The following is a 15,820-nucleotide window of genomic DNA, read 5'->3' on the forward strand; positions in this document are numbered from 1 at the left end:
CCGAAAACGCCCTGAAACCGGCCCGCACGCCCGCCAAGGGGACCTCATGGCACCAGAACCACCGCTGCTCAGCATGTCCGGCATCACCAAGTCGTTCCCCGGAGTCCGGGCCCTCGACGGCGTCGACCTGGACGTCCAGGCCGGTGAAGTGCACTGCCTGCTCGGCCAGAACGGGGCCGGGAAGTCCACCCTGATCAAGGTGCTGGCCGGTGCCCACCAGCCCGACAGCGGCACCATCCGCTGGCGCGGTGAGGAGGTCACCCTCCGCTCGCCGATCGCCGCCATGCGCCTCGGTATCGCCACCATCTACCAGGAACTCGACCTGGTGGAGCATCTGTCGGTGGCTGAGAACGTCCACCTCGGCCATGAACCCACGGCCGCCGGTTTCGTCGTGCGCGGAAAGACCGCCAGGGCATCAACTGCCGGGCTGCTCAAGCGACTTGGGCACTCGGAGATCGACCCGGCGCGGCTCGTGGGTGAGCTGTCGGCGGCCCAGCAGCAGATCGTGTCGATGGCCAGGGCGCTCTCCCACGACGTACGGCTCATCGTGATGGACGAACCGTCCGCCGCCCTTGACCCGGACGAGGTCGACAACCTCTTCCGTATCGTCGGCGACCTGACCGCCGAGGGCGTCGCCGTCGTCTACATCTCCCACCGTCTGGAGGAGATCCGGCGCATCGGCGATCGCGTGACCGTGCTGAAGGACGGGCGTGCGGTGGCGGGCGGACTGCCGGCGAAGTCGACGCCGCCCCGCGAGGTGGTCGCGTTGATGACCGGGCGCAATGTCGAGTACGTCTTTCCCGAGCGGCCCGCCTCCGGCGCGGACGGCACGCCTGTGCTGGAGGTCCGGGGCCTCGCCCGGGACGGGGAGTTCGCGCCGTTCGACCTGGAGGTGCGGCCGGGCGAGATCGTCGGTCTCGCCGGACTGGTCGGCTCGGGCCGCTCGGAGATCCTGGAGACGATCTACGGCGCCCGCAAGGCCACCTCCGGTCAAGTCCGCGTCGACGGAAGGGCGTTGCGGCCCGGCAGCGTGCGGGCCGCCGTGCGCGCCGGGCTCGGGCTCGCACCCGAGGAACGCAAGGCTCAGGCATTGCTGATGCTGGAGTCCGTCACCCGTAACGTCTCGGTCTCCTCCATGTCCCGTTTCTCACGCGCGGGCTGGATCGACCGGCGTGCGGAAGCGGGCGCGGCACGGGCGGCCACCCGTGAACTGTCGCTGCGCCCCGACAACCCCGCCGTGCCGGTGCGCACCCTCTCCGGCGGCAACCAGCAGAAGGCCGTACTGGCGCGCTGGCTGCTGCGCGGCTGTCGCGTCCTGCTCCTCGACGAACCGACCCGCGGCGTCGACGTCGGCGCCCGCGCCGAGCTGTACGCGGTGATCCGCCGTCTGGCCGACGAGGGCCTCGCCGTCCTCCTGGTCTCCAGCGAGGTGCCCGAGGTGCTCGGCCTCGCCGACCGCGTCCTGGTGCTCCGTGAGGGCCGCGTCGTCCACACGGCGCCCGCCCCCGAGCTCGACGAACACCGCGTACTCGACCTGGTCATGGAAGGAAGCCCGGCGTCATGACGCAGCATGCCTCCCCGCCACGGGACAACACCGACAAGGTGCCCTCGGTCGCCCAAGCGTCCAGCTGGCGTGGCCTGTTGGCCCGAGCCGACGTCCGCACCCTCTCCCTCCTGGGCGTCCTCGCCGCGCTGGTCCTGATCGGCGGGATCACCAAGCCCGACGAGTTCCTCGACACCCGCAACCTCCAACTCGTGCTCACCCAGGCCTCGGTGATCGGGGTCGTCACCGTCGGCATGACCTTCGTCATCACCTCCGGCGGCATCGACCTCTCGGTCGGCGCGATCGTCGCCCTGTCCTCCGTGTGGGCGACGACGGTGGCCACCCAGGAGTACGGCTTCGCGGGCATCCTCTTCACCGCGGTGCTCGTCGGCCTCGGCTGCGGCCTGGTCAACGGCCTGCTCGTCGCGTACGGCGGAATGGTCCCGTTCATCGCCACGCTCGCCATGCTGGCCTCGGCGCGCGGGCTGGCGCTGCAGATCACCGACGGCAAGACGCAGATCGTCACCGTCACCGGCATCCTCGACCTGGGTGAGCGGGACTCCTATGTGCTCGGCGTCCCCCCGCTCGTCATCGTCTTCGCGATCGTGACGATCATCGGCTGGCTGATCCTCAACCGCACCACCTTCGGCCGGCGCACGGTCGCCGTCGGCGGCAACGCGGAGGCCGCCCGGCTCGCGGGCATCGACGTACGGCGGCAACGGCTCTATCTGTACCTGCTGTCCGGGCTGTGCTGCGGCATCGCCGCCTTCCTGCTGATCATCCTGTCCGGCTCGGGCCAGAACACCAACGGGAATCTGTACGAGCTGGACGCGATCGCCGCCGCGATCATCGGCGGCACGCTGCTCAGCGGAGGGCGGGGCACCATCACCGGCTCCGTGCTCGGCGTCCTGATCTTCACCACGATCACCAACATCTTCGCCCTGAACAACCTGCAGAGCGACGTCCAGCAGATCGCCAAGGGCGCGATCATCGTCGCCGCCGTGCTGGTCCAGCGCCGTACCGCGAGCACGACCTGAGGAAAGGGTTCACTGACATGTCTCAACTCACCAGTCGCAGAGGGCTGTTGTTCGGGGCCGCGGCCGTGTCCACGGGTGCCCTCCTCGTAGGTTGCACGAGTAACGAGTCCAAGGACGAGAGCCCGGCCGCGGACGACCGGCCGGCCGCCGACGACAAGCCCGGCAAGCACGTCACCATCGGGTTCGCCGGACCGCAGGCCGACCACGGCTGGCTCAACGCCATCAACGACAACGCCAAGAGCCGCGCCAAGAAGTACTCCGACGTCACCCTGGAGATCACCGAGGGCTCCAACGACACCGCGGCCCAGATCGGCCAGATCGAGACCCTGATCAACAAGAAGGTCGACGTCCTGGTCGTGCTGCCCGCCGACGGCAAGGCCCTCACCCAGGTCGGCCTGAAGGCGATGCGCGCCGGCATCCCGGTCGTCAACCTCGACCGGATATTCAACTCCCCGCAGGCGTACCGCTGTTGGATCGGCGGCGACAACTACGGCATGGGCCTCAATGCAGGCACCTACATCGGCGAGAAGCTCAAGGGCAAGTCGAACGCCAAGGTCATCGAGCTGGCCGGCCTCGACAACCTGGAGCTGACCAAGCAGCGCACCCAGGGCTTCGACGACGCCCTGAAGAACTACCCCAACATCAAGAAGGTGGCCCGTCAGGCCGCCGAGTTCACGGTCGAGTCCGGGCAGGCCAAGATGGCCCAACTCCTGCAGGCGCAGCCCAAGTTCGACGCCCTGTGGAACCACGACGACGACCAGGGTGTGGGCGCGCTGCGCGCCATCGAGCAGGCCGGACGCGAGGACTTCCTGATGGTCGGCGGCGCGGGCGCGCTCTCCGCCTTCCAGGCCATCAAGCAGGACAACGGCGTGCTGAAGGCGACCGTCCTGTACCCGCCGACGATGGCCGCCTCCGCGATCGACCTGGCCCGCGCGCTCGGCCAGGGCAAGGGCATAAGCGGTCTCGCCGAGTTCGAGATCCCGGCCTCGCTGACGCTGTACTCGGCCGTCGTCGACAAGGACAACGTCGACCAGTACATGCCCACCGGCTTCCGCTAGGCCCTGTCGTTTGGATCAGGTCGGCCGTTGGGAACTGCGCCTTGCAGCCGCCTCGAGCAGGGTCATGAGGGGTCCCCCCGCTCGGGCGAAGCCGAGAGTGGGGGAGCGTGCAGCTGCAAGGCGGAGGAGGTTGTGACATCAGCCGCGGCCGCGGCGGGCGACGCGGAGCGATGGGGCCCCTCCCGCTCGAGCGAAGCCGAGAGTGGGGGAGAGTGACGACAACGCCGCTGGAGGTCCCCCCACGCCCTTGAGGCTGTGGAGGAGTGCGTGCCAGACCTCGCGACGCCGAGCTGATCCAAACCGACAGGACCTGGGCCGGATCCCGCCCCGCACCCCCCACGGCGCATTCACGACGAGGACGAGGAGGACATCCGTATGGGACAGCCCCAGCAGTCGGACGGACCGGAGGCCGCGAAGCCGCCGCTGCGCGTAGGCATGGTCGGCTACGCGTTCATGGGCGCCGCCCACTCCCAGGGCTGGCGCACCGCGTGCCACGTCTTCGAGCTGCCCCGCCGCCCGGTCCTGGCCGCGATCTGCGGACGCGACCCCGAGGCCGTGCGCGCGGCGGCCGACCGGCACGGCTGGGCGTCGGCCGAGACCGACTGGCGGGCCCTGATCGCCCGGGACGACATCGACCTCGTGGACATCTGCACCCCCGGCGACAGTCATGCCGAGATCGCCCTGGCCGCCCTCGCCGCCGGCAAGCACGTGCTGTGCGAGAAGCCCCTCGCCAACACGGTGGAGGAGGCCTCGGCGATGACCGAGGCGGCCGAAGCGGCGTACGGCCGCGGCCAGTTGGCGATGGTCGGCTTCAACTACCGCCGGGTGCCCGCCACCGCGCTCGCCCGGAAGATGGTCGCCGAGGGCAGGCTCGGCGCCCTGCGGCACCTTCGGGTGACCTACCTCCAGGACTGGCTCGTGGACCCGCAGTTCCCGCTCACCTGGCGGCTGCGCAAGGACCAGGCCGGCTCCGGCGCGCTCGGCGACCTGGGTGCGCACATCGTCGACCTCGCGCAGTATCTGGCGGGGGAGCAACTGGCCGGGGTCTCCGCCCTGACGGAGACCTTCGTACGGGAGCGGCCGCTGCCCGTCGGCGCCAGCAGTGGCCTGTCCTCGGTCGCCTCCGCCGGCACGGGCCAGGTCACCGTCGACGACGCCGCCCTGTTCACCGGCCGCTTCACCTCCGGGGCCCTCGCCTCCTTCGAGGCGACACGCTATGCCACCGGCCGCAAGAACGCCCTGCGCATCGAACTCAACGGCGAGCGCGGTTCGTTGGCCTTCGATCTGGAGCGCCTCAACGAGCTGTCGTACCACGACGCCACGGAACCCGGCGTGCACGCCGGCTTCCGCCGCATCCTCGTCACCGAACCCGACCATCCCTACCTGGACGCCTGGTGGCCGCCGGGCCACGGCCTCGGCTACGAGCACACCTTCGTCCACCAGGCCCGCGACCTCGTCCATGCGATCGCCGAGGGCCGCCGGCCCGAACCCTCCTTCGCCGACGGGCTGCAGGTGCAGCGCGTACTGGCCGCGGTGGAGGAGAGCGCCGAGAAGAACTCCGTCTACACACCCATAGCGGTCTGAGGAGGCCCCCGCGCATGCCGCGACAGTTCACGCTCTTCACCGGACAATGGGCCGACCTCCCGATCGAGGAGGTCTGCCGTCTCGCCCGCGACTTCGGCTACGACGGCCTCGAACTCGCCTGCTGGGGCGACCACTTCGAGGTCGACAAGGCACTCGCGGACTCGACGTACATCGAGTCCAGGAAGCAACTGCTCGACAAGTACGGCCTCAAGTGCTGGGCCGTCTCCAACCATCTGGCCGGCCAGGCCGTCTGCGACGCCATCATCGACGAACGCCACCGGGCCATCCTGCCGGCCGAGGTGTGGGGCGACGGCGACCCGGAAGGGGTACGGCGGCGCGCGGCCGACCGCCTGAAGGACACCGCGCGCGCCGCGGCCGCCTTCGGCGTCGACACCGTCATCGGCTTCACCGGCTCCGCCATCTGGCACCTGGTCGCCATGTTCCCGCCCGCCCCGGAGTCGATGATCGAGCGCGGCTACGAGGACTTCGCCGAGCGCTGGAACCCGATCCTCGACGTCTTCGACGAGGAGGGCGTGCGGTTCGCGCACGAGGTCCACCCGAGCGAGATCGCCTACGACTACTGGACGACCCGGCGCGCCCTGGAGGCGGTTGGCGGACGCCCGGCCTTCGGCCTGAACTTCGACCCCTCGCACTTCGTGTGGCAGGACCTCGACCCGGTCGGCTTCCTGTGGGACTTCCGTGACCGGATCTACCACGTCGACTGCAAGGAGGCCCGCAAACGCCTCGACGGCCGCAACGGCCGCCTCGGCTCCCACCTGCCCTGGGGTGACCCGCGCCGCGGCTGGGACTTCGTGTCGGCCGGCCACGGCGACGTCCCCTGGGAGGACGTCTTCCGGATGCTGCGCTCCATCGACTACCAGGGTCCCATCTCCGTGGAGTGGGAGGACGCCGGCATGGACCGGCTCCAGGGCGCACCAGAAGCCCTCACCCGTCTGAAGGCCTACGACTTCGAACCGCCGTCGGCCTCCTTCGACGCGGCGTTCGGCGGCAACGAGTAGCCCAACTCCGTTCTTTCTTCCGTGAGTTCCGGGATGACGGCGCATCCCGGCGCACCGCACCCGCCCGTACAACCGGCCCCTCACTGGAGGCATTCGTGCACGGGAACGACCGCACCACCAGCACCGACAGAATCGAGACCCACAGATCACGCCCGTCCTTCCGTAAGGCAGCCGCCCTGCTCAGTGGCGTGCTGCTGGCGGGCGCGTCGCTGACCCTCACCGCTCCCCAGGCCGGCGCAGCCGTCGCCGACCCGGGAGCCGCGCCCGCGGCGGCGGAGGACTTCCAGCAGGTCACCCTCGCCAAGGGCGAGGCGGAGGTCGGCGAACCCATGTCCCTCGCCGTCCTCCCGGACCGCTCGGTCCTGCACACCTCGCGCGACGGCGAACTCCGGCTCACGGACGCGGCCGGAAACACCCGGCTCATCGGCAGGCTGAACGTCTACTCCCACGACGAGGAAGGCCTCCAAGGCGTCGGCGTGGACCCGGACTTCGCGACCAACCGGGCCATCTACCTCTACTACGCACCGCCGCTGAACACCCCCGCGGGCGATGCCCCGGAGACCGGAACCGCGGCCGACTTCGCACCCTTCGACGGCGTCAACCGCCTCTCCCGCTTCGTCCTGAAGTCCGACGGCACCCTCGACACGGCCAGCGAGAAGAAGGTCATCGACATCCCGGCCTCCCGCGGCCTGTGCTGCCATGTCGGCGGCGACATCGACTTCGACGCGGCCGGCAACCTGTACCTGTCGACGGGCGACGACACCAACCCCTTCCAGTCCGACGGCTACACCCCGATCGACGAGCGCGCCGACCGCAACCCGGCCTTCGACGCCCAGCGCTCGGCCGGCAACACCAACGACCTGCGCGGCAAGATCCTGCGCATCAAGGTGAACGCCGACGGCTCGTACACCGTCCCCGACGGCAACCTCTTCGCGCCCGGCACCGACAAGACGCGCCCCGAGATCTACGCCATGGGCTTCCGCAACCCGTTCCGCTTCAGCGTCGACAAGAAGACCGGCATCCTCTACGTCGGCGACTACGGCCCCGACGCGGGCGCAGCCGATCCGGGTCGAGGCCCCGCCGGCCAGGTCGAGTTCGCCCGGGTGACCGGCCCCGGCAACTTCGGCTGGCCGTACTGCACCGGCGCCAACGACGCCTACGTCGACCACGACTTCGCGACCAAGACCTCCGGCGCGTCCTTCGACTGCAACGCACCGAAGAACAACTCCCCGCACAACACCGGACTCACGGACCTGCCCCCGGCCCAGCCCGCCTGGATCCCGTACAACGGCCCGTCCGTACCGGAGTTCGGCGACGGCTCCGAGTCCCCGATGGGCGGCCCGGTCTACCACTACGACGCCACGCTCGACTCGCCCGTGAAGTTCCCCCAGGCGTACGACGGGAACTTCTTCGCCGGGGAGTTCGGCCGCCGCTGGATCAAGCGGATCGTCAGCGACGGCAGCGGAACCGTCCAGTCGATCAACGCCTTCCCGTGGACCGGCACCCAGGTGATGGACATGGCCTTCGGCCCGGACGGCGCCCTGTACGTCCTCGACTACGGCACCGCCTGGTTCGGCGGCGACGAGCATTCGGCCCTGTACCGCATCGAGAACGCCACCGACGGCCACTCACCGGTTCCGCAGGCGGCGGCGAGCAGGACCTCCGGGCAGGCACCGCTGAAGGTGCGGTTCTCCTCCGCGGGCACGGCCGACCAGGACGGTGACGCCCTGACGTACAGCTGGGACTTCGGCGACGGCGGCAGGTCGACTGCGGCGAACCCGACGTACAAGTACAAGAAGAACGGCACCTACACCGCGACCCTGACCGCGAAGGACCCGAGCGGCCGCACAGGCAGTGCGAGCGTGCAGATCGTCGTGGGCAACACCGCGCCCAAGGTGACACTCGAACTCCCGCGGGACGGGCAGCTGTTCAGCTTCGGTGACGCGATCCCGTTCAAGGTGAGGGTCACCGACCCGGAGGACGGGACGGCCGTCGACTGCTCGAAGGTCAAGGTCAACTTCATCCTGGGCCATGACACCCACGGCCACCCGCAGACCTCCGCGAGCGGCTGCACCGGCACCATCCAGACCAGCGCGGACGGCGGACACGACGAGGACGCCAACATCTTCGGGGTCCTCGACGCCGAGTACACCGACGGCGGAGGCGGCGGCCAGGCCCCGCTCACCTCGCACGACCAGAGCGTCCTGCAGCCCAGGCACCGCCAGGCCGAGCACTTCACCAACGCCTCCGGAGTCTCCGTCATCACCAAGGCCACGGCGCACGGCGGCAAGACGGTCGGCGACATCGACAACGGCGACTGGATCTCCTTCACCCCGTATGTGCTGAGCAACGCCAAGAAGATCACGGCGCGGATCGCGTCAGGAGGCGCCGGCGGGACGCTGGAGGTCCGCGCGGGTTCCTCGACCGGCACGCTGCTCGGCAACGCGACCGTCCCGGTGACCGGCGGCTGGGAGACCTTCCAGGACGTCAGCGCCGACCTGTCCCGCGCCCCGAGGGGCACCACCACGCTCTACCTGGTCTTCAAGGGCGGCACGGGTGCTCTGTTCGACGTGGACGACTTCACCCTCACGACCGGCTGAGAGAAGGGAACGTGATGCGCTCAACAGGCCGACTGACAACCGCCGTTGTGGGTGCCGCACTGCTCCTCGGCTGTGTCTCGGGGCCCGCCGCCGCGCACTCCGGGAAGGACGGGAAGCGGGTGCTGGTCTTCTCCAAGACGGCCGGCTTCCGGCACGACTCGATCCCCACGGGCGTGGAGGCGGTGAAACAGCTCGGCGCCGACGCCGGCCTCACGGTGGACGCGACCGAGGACGCGGGTGCCTTCACCGCGAAGAACCTGCGGCGCTACGACGCGGTCGTGTTCCTGTCGACGACCGGAGACGTCCTCGCAGACGCCCAGCAGAGCGCCTTCGAGGACTACATCCGGCACGGCGGCGGCTATGTCGGCATCCACGCCGCCGCCGACACCGAGTACGACTGGGCGTTCTACGGCGGCCTGGTCGGCGCCTACTTCCAGGGGCACCCGGCGATCCAGCCCGCGACGGTGAACGTCGAGGACCGCGCCCACCCTGCGACCTCGGGCCTTGAACGGACCTGGAACCGTACGGACGAGTGGTACAACTACCGCTCCAATCCCCGCGACCGGGTCCATGTCCTGGCCTCGCTCGACGAGTCCTCCTACACCGGCGGCACCATGAACGGCGACCATCCGATCGCCTGGTGCCAGAACTACCAGGGCGGCCGCGCCTTCTACACGGGCGGCGGCCACACCAAGGAGTCGTACACCGACCCCGCCTTCCGGCAACACCTGCTGGGCGGGCTGCGCTGGGCGACCGGTGACGCCCAGGCGGACTGCCGCGCGGAGAACGGCTACCGGCCGCTCTTCGACGGCACGGCCGCCTCGCTGAACGGCTGGAAACAGGCGGGCCCGGGCTCCTTCACCCTGGCCGACGACGGCACGCTGACATCGTCGGGCGGCATGGGCCTGCTCTGGTACGCCACCTCGGGCTTCTCCTCGTACTCACTGAAGCTCGAGTGGAAGATGGCCGGCGCGGACGGCGACGACAACTCCGGCGTGTTCGTGGGCTTCCCGCCCTCGGACGACCCGTGGTCGGCCGTGGACAACGGCTACGAGATCCAGATCGACGCCACCGACGTCCCCGAGAAGACGACCGGGGCCGTCTACGGCTTCCGCTCCGCCGACCTGAAGAAGCGCGACCGTGCGCTGAACCCGCCGGGGGAGTGGAACACGTACGAGATCCGCGTGGAGGGCGAACGCCTCCGCGTCTGGCTCAACGGCGTGAAGATCAACGATTTCACCAACACCGATCCGGCCCGGAGCCTCGTCGACGGACACCTCGGCATCCAGAACCACGGAGCCGAGGACCAGGTGTCCTTCCGCGACATCCGGATCAAGGAACTGCCCGCCAAGGGCGACTGAGCGGCGGCGGGCGGGGGACGCCGGACCTCCGCCCGCCGTCTTTCCCCTCTCTTCGCGGGGCTCACTCACGACGCGTTCGACAAGGAGGCTGCCCATGTCCGCGTCCGAATCCCTTCCCGTCTTCCCGCAACGCGTGGGTGTATGGCTGATCGGGGCGCGCGGATCCGTCGCCACGACGGTGGTCGCGGGCTGCGCCGCCGTGACCGCGGGCCTGCACCCGCCGACTGGCATGGTCACCGAGACCGCCGCGTTCGCGGGCAGCGGCCTGCCGCCCGTGTCCTCCCTCGTCTTCGGCGGCCACGACACACTCGACTGCCCGCTGCCCAAGCGTGCGGAAGCACTGGCGGCCGGGGGCGTCCTCCCACCGGGCCTTCCCGCAGCGGTCCAGGCCGAACTGGCCGCCGCCGACCGGGAGATCAGACCCGGCGGCCCGCTCCCCGGCGACACCCGCACCGAGGACGAACTGATCACCGCCTTCGCCGAGGACATCACCGACTTTGTACGGAGGTACGGGCTGGCCCGTGCCGTGGTGGTGAACGTGGCCTCCACCGAGCCCCCGGCCACCGGCCGCGCTCTCCCGCCCAGCTCCCTCTACGCGGCGGCGGCCCTGCGCGCGGGCTGTCCGTACGTCAACTTCACCCCCTCGACCGGACTGCACCACCCGGCGCTGGTCACCGCGGCGGCCTCCAGCGGCCTGCCGTACGCGGGCCGCGACGGCAAGACGGGCCAGACCCTGCTGCGCTCCGTCCTCGGCCCGATGTTCACGCAGCGTGCCCTGGCGGTACGCGCCTGGTCCGGCACCAACCTGCTCGGCGGTGGCGACGGCGCCGCCCTCGCCGACCCGGCCGCCGCCGCGGCGAAGAACGCCGGCAAGGAGCGTGTCCTCGCCGACACCCTCGGCAGGACCCCCGAGGGGGAGGTCCACATCGACGACGTCCCCGCCCTCGGCGACTGGAAGACCGCCTGGGACCACATCGCCTTCGACGGCTTCCTCGGCACCCGCATGATCCTCCAGACCATCTGGCAGGGCTGCGACTCGGCCCTGGCGGCCCCGCTGATCCTCGACCTGGCTCGCCTGGTCCCCCGGGCGCAGGAGGCGGGTCTGTCCGGCCCACTCGGTGAACTCGGCTTCTACTTCAAGGACCCGGTGGGGGACGGGCCTTCTTCGCTGGCGGAGCAGTATGCGGCGCTGACGGGGTTTGCGGGGCGGTTGGGGGCAGCGGGGGGCGAGGAAACAGGGCGTGACCTGGGTGACGTGGGTGACCTGGGTGCCTGGGTTGACCGGGGTGGTCAGGGCCAGGGGCCGAGGGGCCGGAGCGCGGGTGCGCGGGGCGGCGGTCCGGGCCGTTCCGGTGCTGACGAATCCTCCGGTCGACTGGGGGAGTCGCGGTGAGCGGGGGCACCGTGATGACACGGCGGGGCTCCGAGGCCGACGACGGGGCCACTGAGGGGGGAGCGGCACCGCGCCGGGAGCGGACCGGCGCCGACCACCCGAACCGCAGGCTCGCCTGGGCCGAACTGTTGCGCCTCCCCGCGCTGTTCACCGTTCCGGGTGATGCCCTCGCGGGGGCGGCAGCGACCGCCTCCGCCCCGGACCCCCGCACCCTGCTCGCCATCGGTTCCTCCCTCTGTCTGTACGAGGCCGGCATGGCCCTCAACGACTGGGCCGACCGTGAGGAGGATGCCGCCGAACGCCCCCACCGCCCCCTTCCCTCCGGCCGCATCCACCCGGCCGCCGCCCTGACCACGGCCTGCGCCCTCACGGGGGTCGGCCTGACCCTCGCCGCCCGCGCAGGCCGCCCCGCCCTCGCGGTCGCCGCACCCCTCGCGGCCACGGTCTGGGCGTACGACCTCGCCCTGAAGCACACCCCGGCCGGACCGCTCGCCATGGCCGCGGCCCGCGGACTGGACCTGCTCCTCGGCGCCGCCGCCACCGCGGGCCGCACCCGTGACGCGCTGGGTCCCGCAGCACTGCTCGCCACACACACCCTCGCCGTGACAACCGTGTCCCGCCAGGAGACGAGAGGCGGCTCACCCCTGGCACCGGTGGCAGCCCTCGCGGTCACCGGACTGCTGACCCGGCTGCTCACACGCCGACCTCTCCACCCCTCGAGAGACGGACGGGAAACAGCCGCCCGCGTCCTGCCGGGCACCCACGCGGACGGCTTCGCGACCGCGACGGTGCGACACCGGAGGAGCGGGCGCGGCTCCGTGGAGTCGGATGCGGCGGTGCGTGGGGTGCTGGGCGCTCTGGCCGTGCCGGGCGGCGCCGATCGGGTGCCCGCAGCGTCGCCGGCAACTGAGCAGCCTGTGCCGGGTATTCCGGCGGTGCCAGGCATCACCGACGCTCCGGCGACCGTGCCCGCTTGGCGCCGGCTGGCGGCGCAGGTCGTCGTCGGCGCATGCGAAGTCGCCTCGACTCTGCCCGGGGCCCCGGCCGTGCGCCGCGCAAGCGGCCTCGCATCCGGTGTCGGCCCACGGAGCCGGTCAGCGTACGGCTCCGCGCAGCAACCGACTGCTGTAGCCCTGCGCCTGGCTCTCGCCGCCGCCTACGCAGCCACCGCCGCCCGCCCCTACTTCCACGCCGCTCTCAACCCGTCACCCCCACTCACCCAACGAGCCGTCACCGGCGGCATCCGCGCCACGATCCCCCTCCAGGCCGCGCTCACCGCCCGCTCCGGCGCCGGCACCACCGCCCTGCTCGTCGCTGCCCTCGCCCCGCTGGGCGGGAGGTTCGGGAGGAAGGTGAGCCTCACATGAGCCCCGGGTCCTGGCGCCAGGGTCCCGGCGAGGCGACCGACCGCCCACGGCGGCCCCGCCCCGCCCCCTCCCTCCGTTTCGGCTACGGCACCAACGGGCTCGCCGACCTCCGTCTCGACGACGCCCTCGCCCTGCTCGGCAGGAGGTTCGGGAGGAAGGTGAGCCTCACATGAGCCCCGGATCCTGGCGCCCGGGTGCCGGCGAGGCGACCGACCGCCCACGGCGGCCCCGCCCCGCCGCCTCCCTCCGTTTCGGCTACGGCACCAACGGGCTCGCCGACCTCCGTCTCGACGACGCCCTCGCCCTGCTCGGCAGGAGGTTGGGGAGGAAGGTGAGCCTCACATGAGCCCCGGATCCTGGCGCCCGGGTGCCGGCGAGGCGGCCGACCGCCCCCCGCGTCACCACCCCGCCCCCTCCCTCCGTTTCGGCTACGGCACCAACGGGCTCGCCGACCTCCGTCTCGACGACGCCCTCGCCCTGCTCGCCGACCTCGGCTACGACGGCGTCGGGCTGACCCTCGACCACATGCACCTCGACCCGCTGGCGCCCGACCTCGCCGCCCGCACCCAGCGGCTCGCCCGGAGACTGGACGCGCTCGGGCTGGACGTCACCGTGGAGACGGGTGCCCGCTATGTGCTCGACCCGCGGCACAAGCACGGCCCTTCGCTGCTGGACCCCGATCCGGACGACCGGGCCCGGCGCGTCGGCCTGCTGATCCGCGCGGTCCAGGTCGCCGCCGATCTCGGCGCACACGCCGTGCACTGCTTCAGCGGACTCCTCCCGGAGGAGACGGACACCGACACGGCGTGGAAACGCCTGGCCGAGGCGCTCGCCCCCGTCCTCGACGCCGCCGCCGTCGCCGGCGTGCCCCTCGCCGTCGAGCCCGAACCGGGCCATCTGCTGGCGACCCTGGCCGACTTCCACCGGCTGCGCCGCGTCCTCGGTGACCCGGAGAACCTCGGTCTGACCCTCGACATCGGTCACTGCCAGTGCCTCGAACCCCTCTCTCCCGCCGACTGCGTACGCGCAGCCGCCCCCTGGCTGCGGCACGTCCAGATCGAGGACATGCGCCGCGGCATCCATGAACACCTCCCTCTCGGAGACGGGGAGATCGACTTCCCGCCCGTCCTCGCGGCCCTGGCCGCCACCGGCTACCAGGGGCTGACCGTCGTCGAACTGCCCCGCCACTCCCACGCGGGCCCTCACTTCGCCGAGCACTCCCTCCCCTTCCTCCACCGCGCGGCCGAAACGGCCTCCGCCACCCCCGAAGGGAGCACCACCGCATGACGCACCCGCACACCGCCTGGGACACCCCCGCGACAGACCTCAGGGGCACCGCCCTCGCCCTCGCCTCGCCGGCCGACCTGCACGGCCACCTCACGGCCCACCTCGGCGGAGCCGCACGCGCCTGGCTGGACCAGGCCCTCGACGAGGCCGCCGGCCGGCCGGGCATCCATGGGCCCATCTCCGTATGGGAGTTGCGCCTTGCCGAAGCGGGGCGACGATGCGGTCCCGAACACGCCGACGCCGCCCGTGTGCTGATCCTGCACACCGCCCGTGCCGGCACGGACGCCCTCACCCGCGTGTACTTCCAGGGCACCGCCGCCGAACGCCGCGCCGTCCTGTACGCCTTGCCCCACCGCGTCACAGGCCCGGACGCCCTGCCGCTCGTCGAGGACGCCCTGCGCACCAACGACACCAGGCTCCTCGCCGCCGCAGTCGGCCCCTACGCAGCCCGGCACCTCGCCCCCCACCCCTGGCGTCACGCCGTACTGAAGTGCCTGTTCACCGGCGTGCCCGTGGACGAGGTCACCGACCTGGACCGGCGCGCCCACGCCGACTCGGAACTCGCTCGCATGCTCGCTGACTACGCCGCCGAACGCACCGCCGCGGGCCGTCCCGTGCCCGAAGACCTGTACCGCGTCCTGACCCTGACCGACCCCACCGCCACCCCACCAGCGCACTCCGCCCCACCGGGCGCCCGCGGCAGCGACGGCAAGGAATCCTGATGCGCATCTTCGACCCCCACATCCACATGACGTCACGGACCACCGACGACTACCAGGCCATGCACGCCGCCGGCGTCCGCGCCGTCGTCGAACCCGCCTTCTGGCTCGGCCAGCCCCGCACCTCACCCGCCTCCTTCGTCGACTACTTCGACTCCCTGCTGGGCTGGGAGCCCTTCCGCGCCGCCCAGTACGGCATCGCCCACCACTGCACGCTCGCCCTCAACCCCAAGGAGGCGAACGACCCGCGCTGTGTGCCCGTCCTCGACGAACTGCCCCGCTATCTCGTCAAGGACCAGGTGGTGGCCGTCGGTGAGATCGGCTACGACTCGATGACCCCCGCCGAGGACACCGCCCTCGCAGCCCAGCTCCAGCTCGCCGCCGACCACGAACTGCCCGCGCTCGTCCACACCCCGCACCGCGACAAGCCGGCCGGCCTGCGCCGCACCCTCGACGTCGTACGGGAGTCCGCACTGGCCCCGGACCGCGTCCTGGTCGACCACCTCAACGAGACCACCGTCAAGGCCGCCAAGGACAGCGGGAGTTGGCTCGGCTTCTCCGTCTATCCCGACACCAAGATGGACGAGGAGCGGATGGTCGCGATCCTGCGGGCGTACGGGACCGAGCAGGTGCTCGTGAACTCCGCCGCCGACTGGGGCCGCAGCGACCCCCTCAAGACCCGCAGAGTCGGCGACCTGATGCTGGCCGAGGGGTTCACCGAGGACGAGGTCGACCGGGTGCTGTGGCGCAACCCCGTCGCCTTCTACGGACTCAGTGGCCGCCTGAACCTCGACATCACGGCCACGGAAGCCACCCACGAAGGCAACTCGATCCTGCGTGGCGGTGCGTGAG

14 protein-coding genes are annotated in these 15,820 nt (G+C 71.4%); all 14 read left to right on the plus strand.

Features of this window, described 5'->3' with window-relative positions:
- Positions 1-46 precede the first annotated feature (46 nt).
- The 14 genes from ACIBW9_RS16080 to ACIBW9_RS16145 all read left to right on the plus strand — a co-directional run bounded on the left by ACIBW9_RS16080 (position 47) and on the right by ACIBW9_RS16145 (position 15,819).
- Complete coding sequence (locus tag ACIBW9_RS16080) at positions 47-1,564, plus strand: sugar ABC transporter ATP-binding protein (protein WP_398955346.1); 1,518 nt, start codon at positions 47-49, stop codon at positions 1,562-1,564.
- Positions 1,561-2,580, plus strand: a complete 1,020-nt coding sequence (locus ACIBW9_RS16085) for an ABC transporter permease (RefSeq protein ID WP_398955348.1) — start codon at positions 1,561-1,563, stop codon at positions 2,578-2,580. The genes ACIBW9_RS16080 and ACIBW9_RS16085 overlap by 4 nt, the downstream gene beginning before the upstream one ends.
- 17 nt (positions 2,581-2,597) lie before the next feature.
- A complete protein-coding gene (locus ACIBW9_RS16090; protein WP_398955350.1) occupies positions 2,598-3,638 on the plus strand; it encodes a substrate-binding domain-containing protein in 1,041 nt (346 codons plus the stop codon).
- A 375-nt stretch (positions 3,639-4,013) separates the two neighbouring features.
- Positions 4,014-5,222, plus strand: a complete 1,209-nt coding sequence (locus ACIBW9_RS16095; protein WP_398955352.1) for a Gfo/Idh/MocA family protein — start codon at positions 4,014-4,016, stop codon at positions 5,220-5,222.
- A 14-nt stretch (positions 5,223-5,236) separates the two neighbouring features.
- Positions 5,237-6,241 (plus strand): sugar phosphate isomerase/epimerase family protein, encoded by a 1,005-nt coding sequence (locus ACIBW9_RS16100; RefSeq protein ID WP_398955354.1) that lies wholly within the window; start codon positions 5,237-5,239, stop codon positions 6,239-6,241.
- 95 nt (positions 6,242-6,336) lie between these two features.
- Positions 6,337-8,841, plus strand: coding sequence for a PQQ-dependent sugar dehydrogenase (locus ACIBW9_RS16105; protein WP_398955356.1), 2,505 nt, complete (start codon positions 6,337-6,339; stop codon positions 8,839-8,841).
- Positions 8,842-8,855: 14 nt separating this feature from the next.
- Positions 8,856-10,202: a ThuA domain-containing protein gene (locus ACIBW9_RS16110; RefSeq protein WP_398955358.1), complete on the plus strand. Its 1,347-nt coding sequence runs from the start codon at positions 8,856-8,858 to the stop codon at positions 10,200-10,202.
- A 94-nt stretch (positions 10,203-10,296) separates the two neighbouring features.
- A complete protein-coding gene (locus ACIBW9_RS16115; RefSeq protein WP_398955361.1) occupies positions 10,297-11,595 on the plus strand; it encodes an inositol-3-phosphate synthase in 1,299 nt (432 codons plus the stop codon).
- A complete protein-coding gene (locus ACIBW9_RS16120) occupies positions 11,592-12,962 on the plus strand; it encodes an SCO3242 family prenyltransferase (protein ID WP_398955364.1) in 1,371 nt (456 codons plus the stop codon). The genes ACIBW9_RS16115 and ACIBW9_RS16120 overlap by 4 nt, the downstream gene beginning before the upstream one ends.
- Positions 12,959-13,135: a hypothetical protein gene (locus tag ACIBW9_RS16125; RefSeq protein WP_398955366.1), complete on the plus strand. Its 177-nt coding sequence runs from the start codon at positions 12,959-12,961 to the stop codon at positions 13,133-13,135. Before ACIBW9_RS16120 ends, ACIBW9_RS16125 begins: the two co-directional genes overlap by 4 nt.
- Positions 13,132-13,308, plus strand: coding sequence for a hypothetical protein (locus ACIBW9_RS16130; protein ID WP_398955368.1), 177 nt, complete (start codon positions 13,132-13,134; stop codon positions 13,306-13,308). The genes ACIBW9_RS16125 and ACIBW9_RS16130 overlap by 4 nt, the downstream gene beginning before the upstream one ends.
- Positions 13,305-14,249, plus strand: a complete 945-nt coding sequence (locus ACIBW9_RS16135) for a sugar phosphate isomerase/epimerase family protein (RefSeq protein ID WP_398955370.1) — start codon at positions 13,305-13,307, stop codon at positions 14,247-14,249. Before ACIBW9_RS16130 ends, ACIBW9_RS16135 begins: the two co-directional genes overlap by 4 nt.
- A complete protein-coding gene (locus ACIBW9_RS16140; protein ID WP_398955371.1) occupies positions 14,246-14,971 on the plus strand; it encodes an EboA domain-containing protein in 726 nt (241 codons plus the stop codon). The genes ACIBW9_RS16135 and ACIBW9_RS16140 overlap by 4 nt, the downstream gene beginning before the upstream one ends.
- On the plus strand, positions 14,971-15,819 hold the full coding sequence (locus tag ACIBW9_RS16145) for a TatD family hydrolase (protein ID WP_398955373.1): 849 nt from the start codon (positions 14,971-14,973) through the stop codon (positions 15,817-15,819). The genes ACIBW9_RS16140 and ACIBW9_RS16145 overlap by 1 nt, the downstream gene beginning before the upstream one ends.
- The last annotated feature ends 1 nt before the right edge of the window (position 15,820 follow it).

Origin of the sequence: Streptomyces sp. NPDC049541 (assembly GCF_044465725.1) — a bacterium.
In the GTDB taxonomy this organism is placed as follows: domain Bacteria; phylum Actinomycetota; class Actinomycetes; order Streptomycetales; family Streptomycetaceae; genus Streptomyces.

Excerpts from the sequence above, each read along its gene's own strand:
- ACIBW9_RS16080 (WP_398955346.1), top strand. The coding sequence starts at position 47 with ATGGCACCAGAACCACCGCTGCTCAGCATGTCCGGCATCACCAAGTCG.
- ACIBW9_RS16085 (WP_398955348.1), top strand. The coding sequence starts at position 1,561 with ATGACGCAGCATGCCTCCCCGCCACGGGACAACACCGACAAGGTGCCC.
- ACIBW9_RS16090 (WP_398955350.1), top strand. The coding sequence starts at position 2,598 with ATGTCTCAACTCACCAGTCGCAGAGGGCTGTTGTTCGGGGCCGCGGCC.
- ACIBW9_RS16095 (WP_398955352.1), top strand. The coding sequence starts at position 4,014 with ATGGGACAGCCCCAGCAGTCGGACGGACCGGAGGCCGCGAAGCCGCCG.
- ACIBW9_RS16100 (WP_398955354.1), top strand. The coding sequence starts at position 5,237 with ATGCCGCGACAGTTCACGCTCTTCACCGGACAATGGGCCGACCTCCCG.
- ACIBW9_RS16110 (WP_398955358.1), top strand. The coding sequence starts at position 8,856 with ATGCGCTCAACAGGCCGACTGACAACCGCCGTTGTGGGTGCCGCACTG.
- ACIBW9_RS16115 (WP_398955361.1), top strand. The coding sequence starts at position 10,297 with ATGTCCGCGTCCGAATCCCTTCCCGTCTTCCCGCAACGCGTGGGTGTA.
- ACIBW9_RS16125 (WP_398955366.1), top strand. The coding sequence starts at position 12,959 with ATGAGCCCCGGGTCCTGGCGCCAGGGTCCCGGCGAGGCGACCGACCGC.
- ACIBW9_RS16130 (WP_398955368.1), top strand. The coding sequence starts at position 13,132 with ATGAGCCCCGGATCCTGGCGCCCGGGTGCCGGCGAGGCGACCGACCGC.
- ACIBW9_RS16135 (WP_398955370.1), top strand. The coding sequence starts at position 13,305 with ATGAGCCCCGGATCCTGGCGCCCGGGTGCCGGCGAGGCGGCCGACCGC.
- ACIBW9_RS16140 (WP_398955371.1), top strand. The coding sequence starts at position 14,246 with ATGACGCACCCGCACACCGCCTGGGACACCCCCGCGACAGACCTCAGG.
- ACIBW9_RS16145 (WP_398955373.1), top strand. The coding sequence starts at position 14,971 with ATGCGCATCTTCGACCCCCACATCCACATGACGTCACGGACCACCGAC.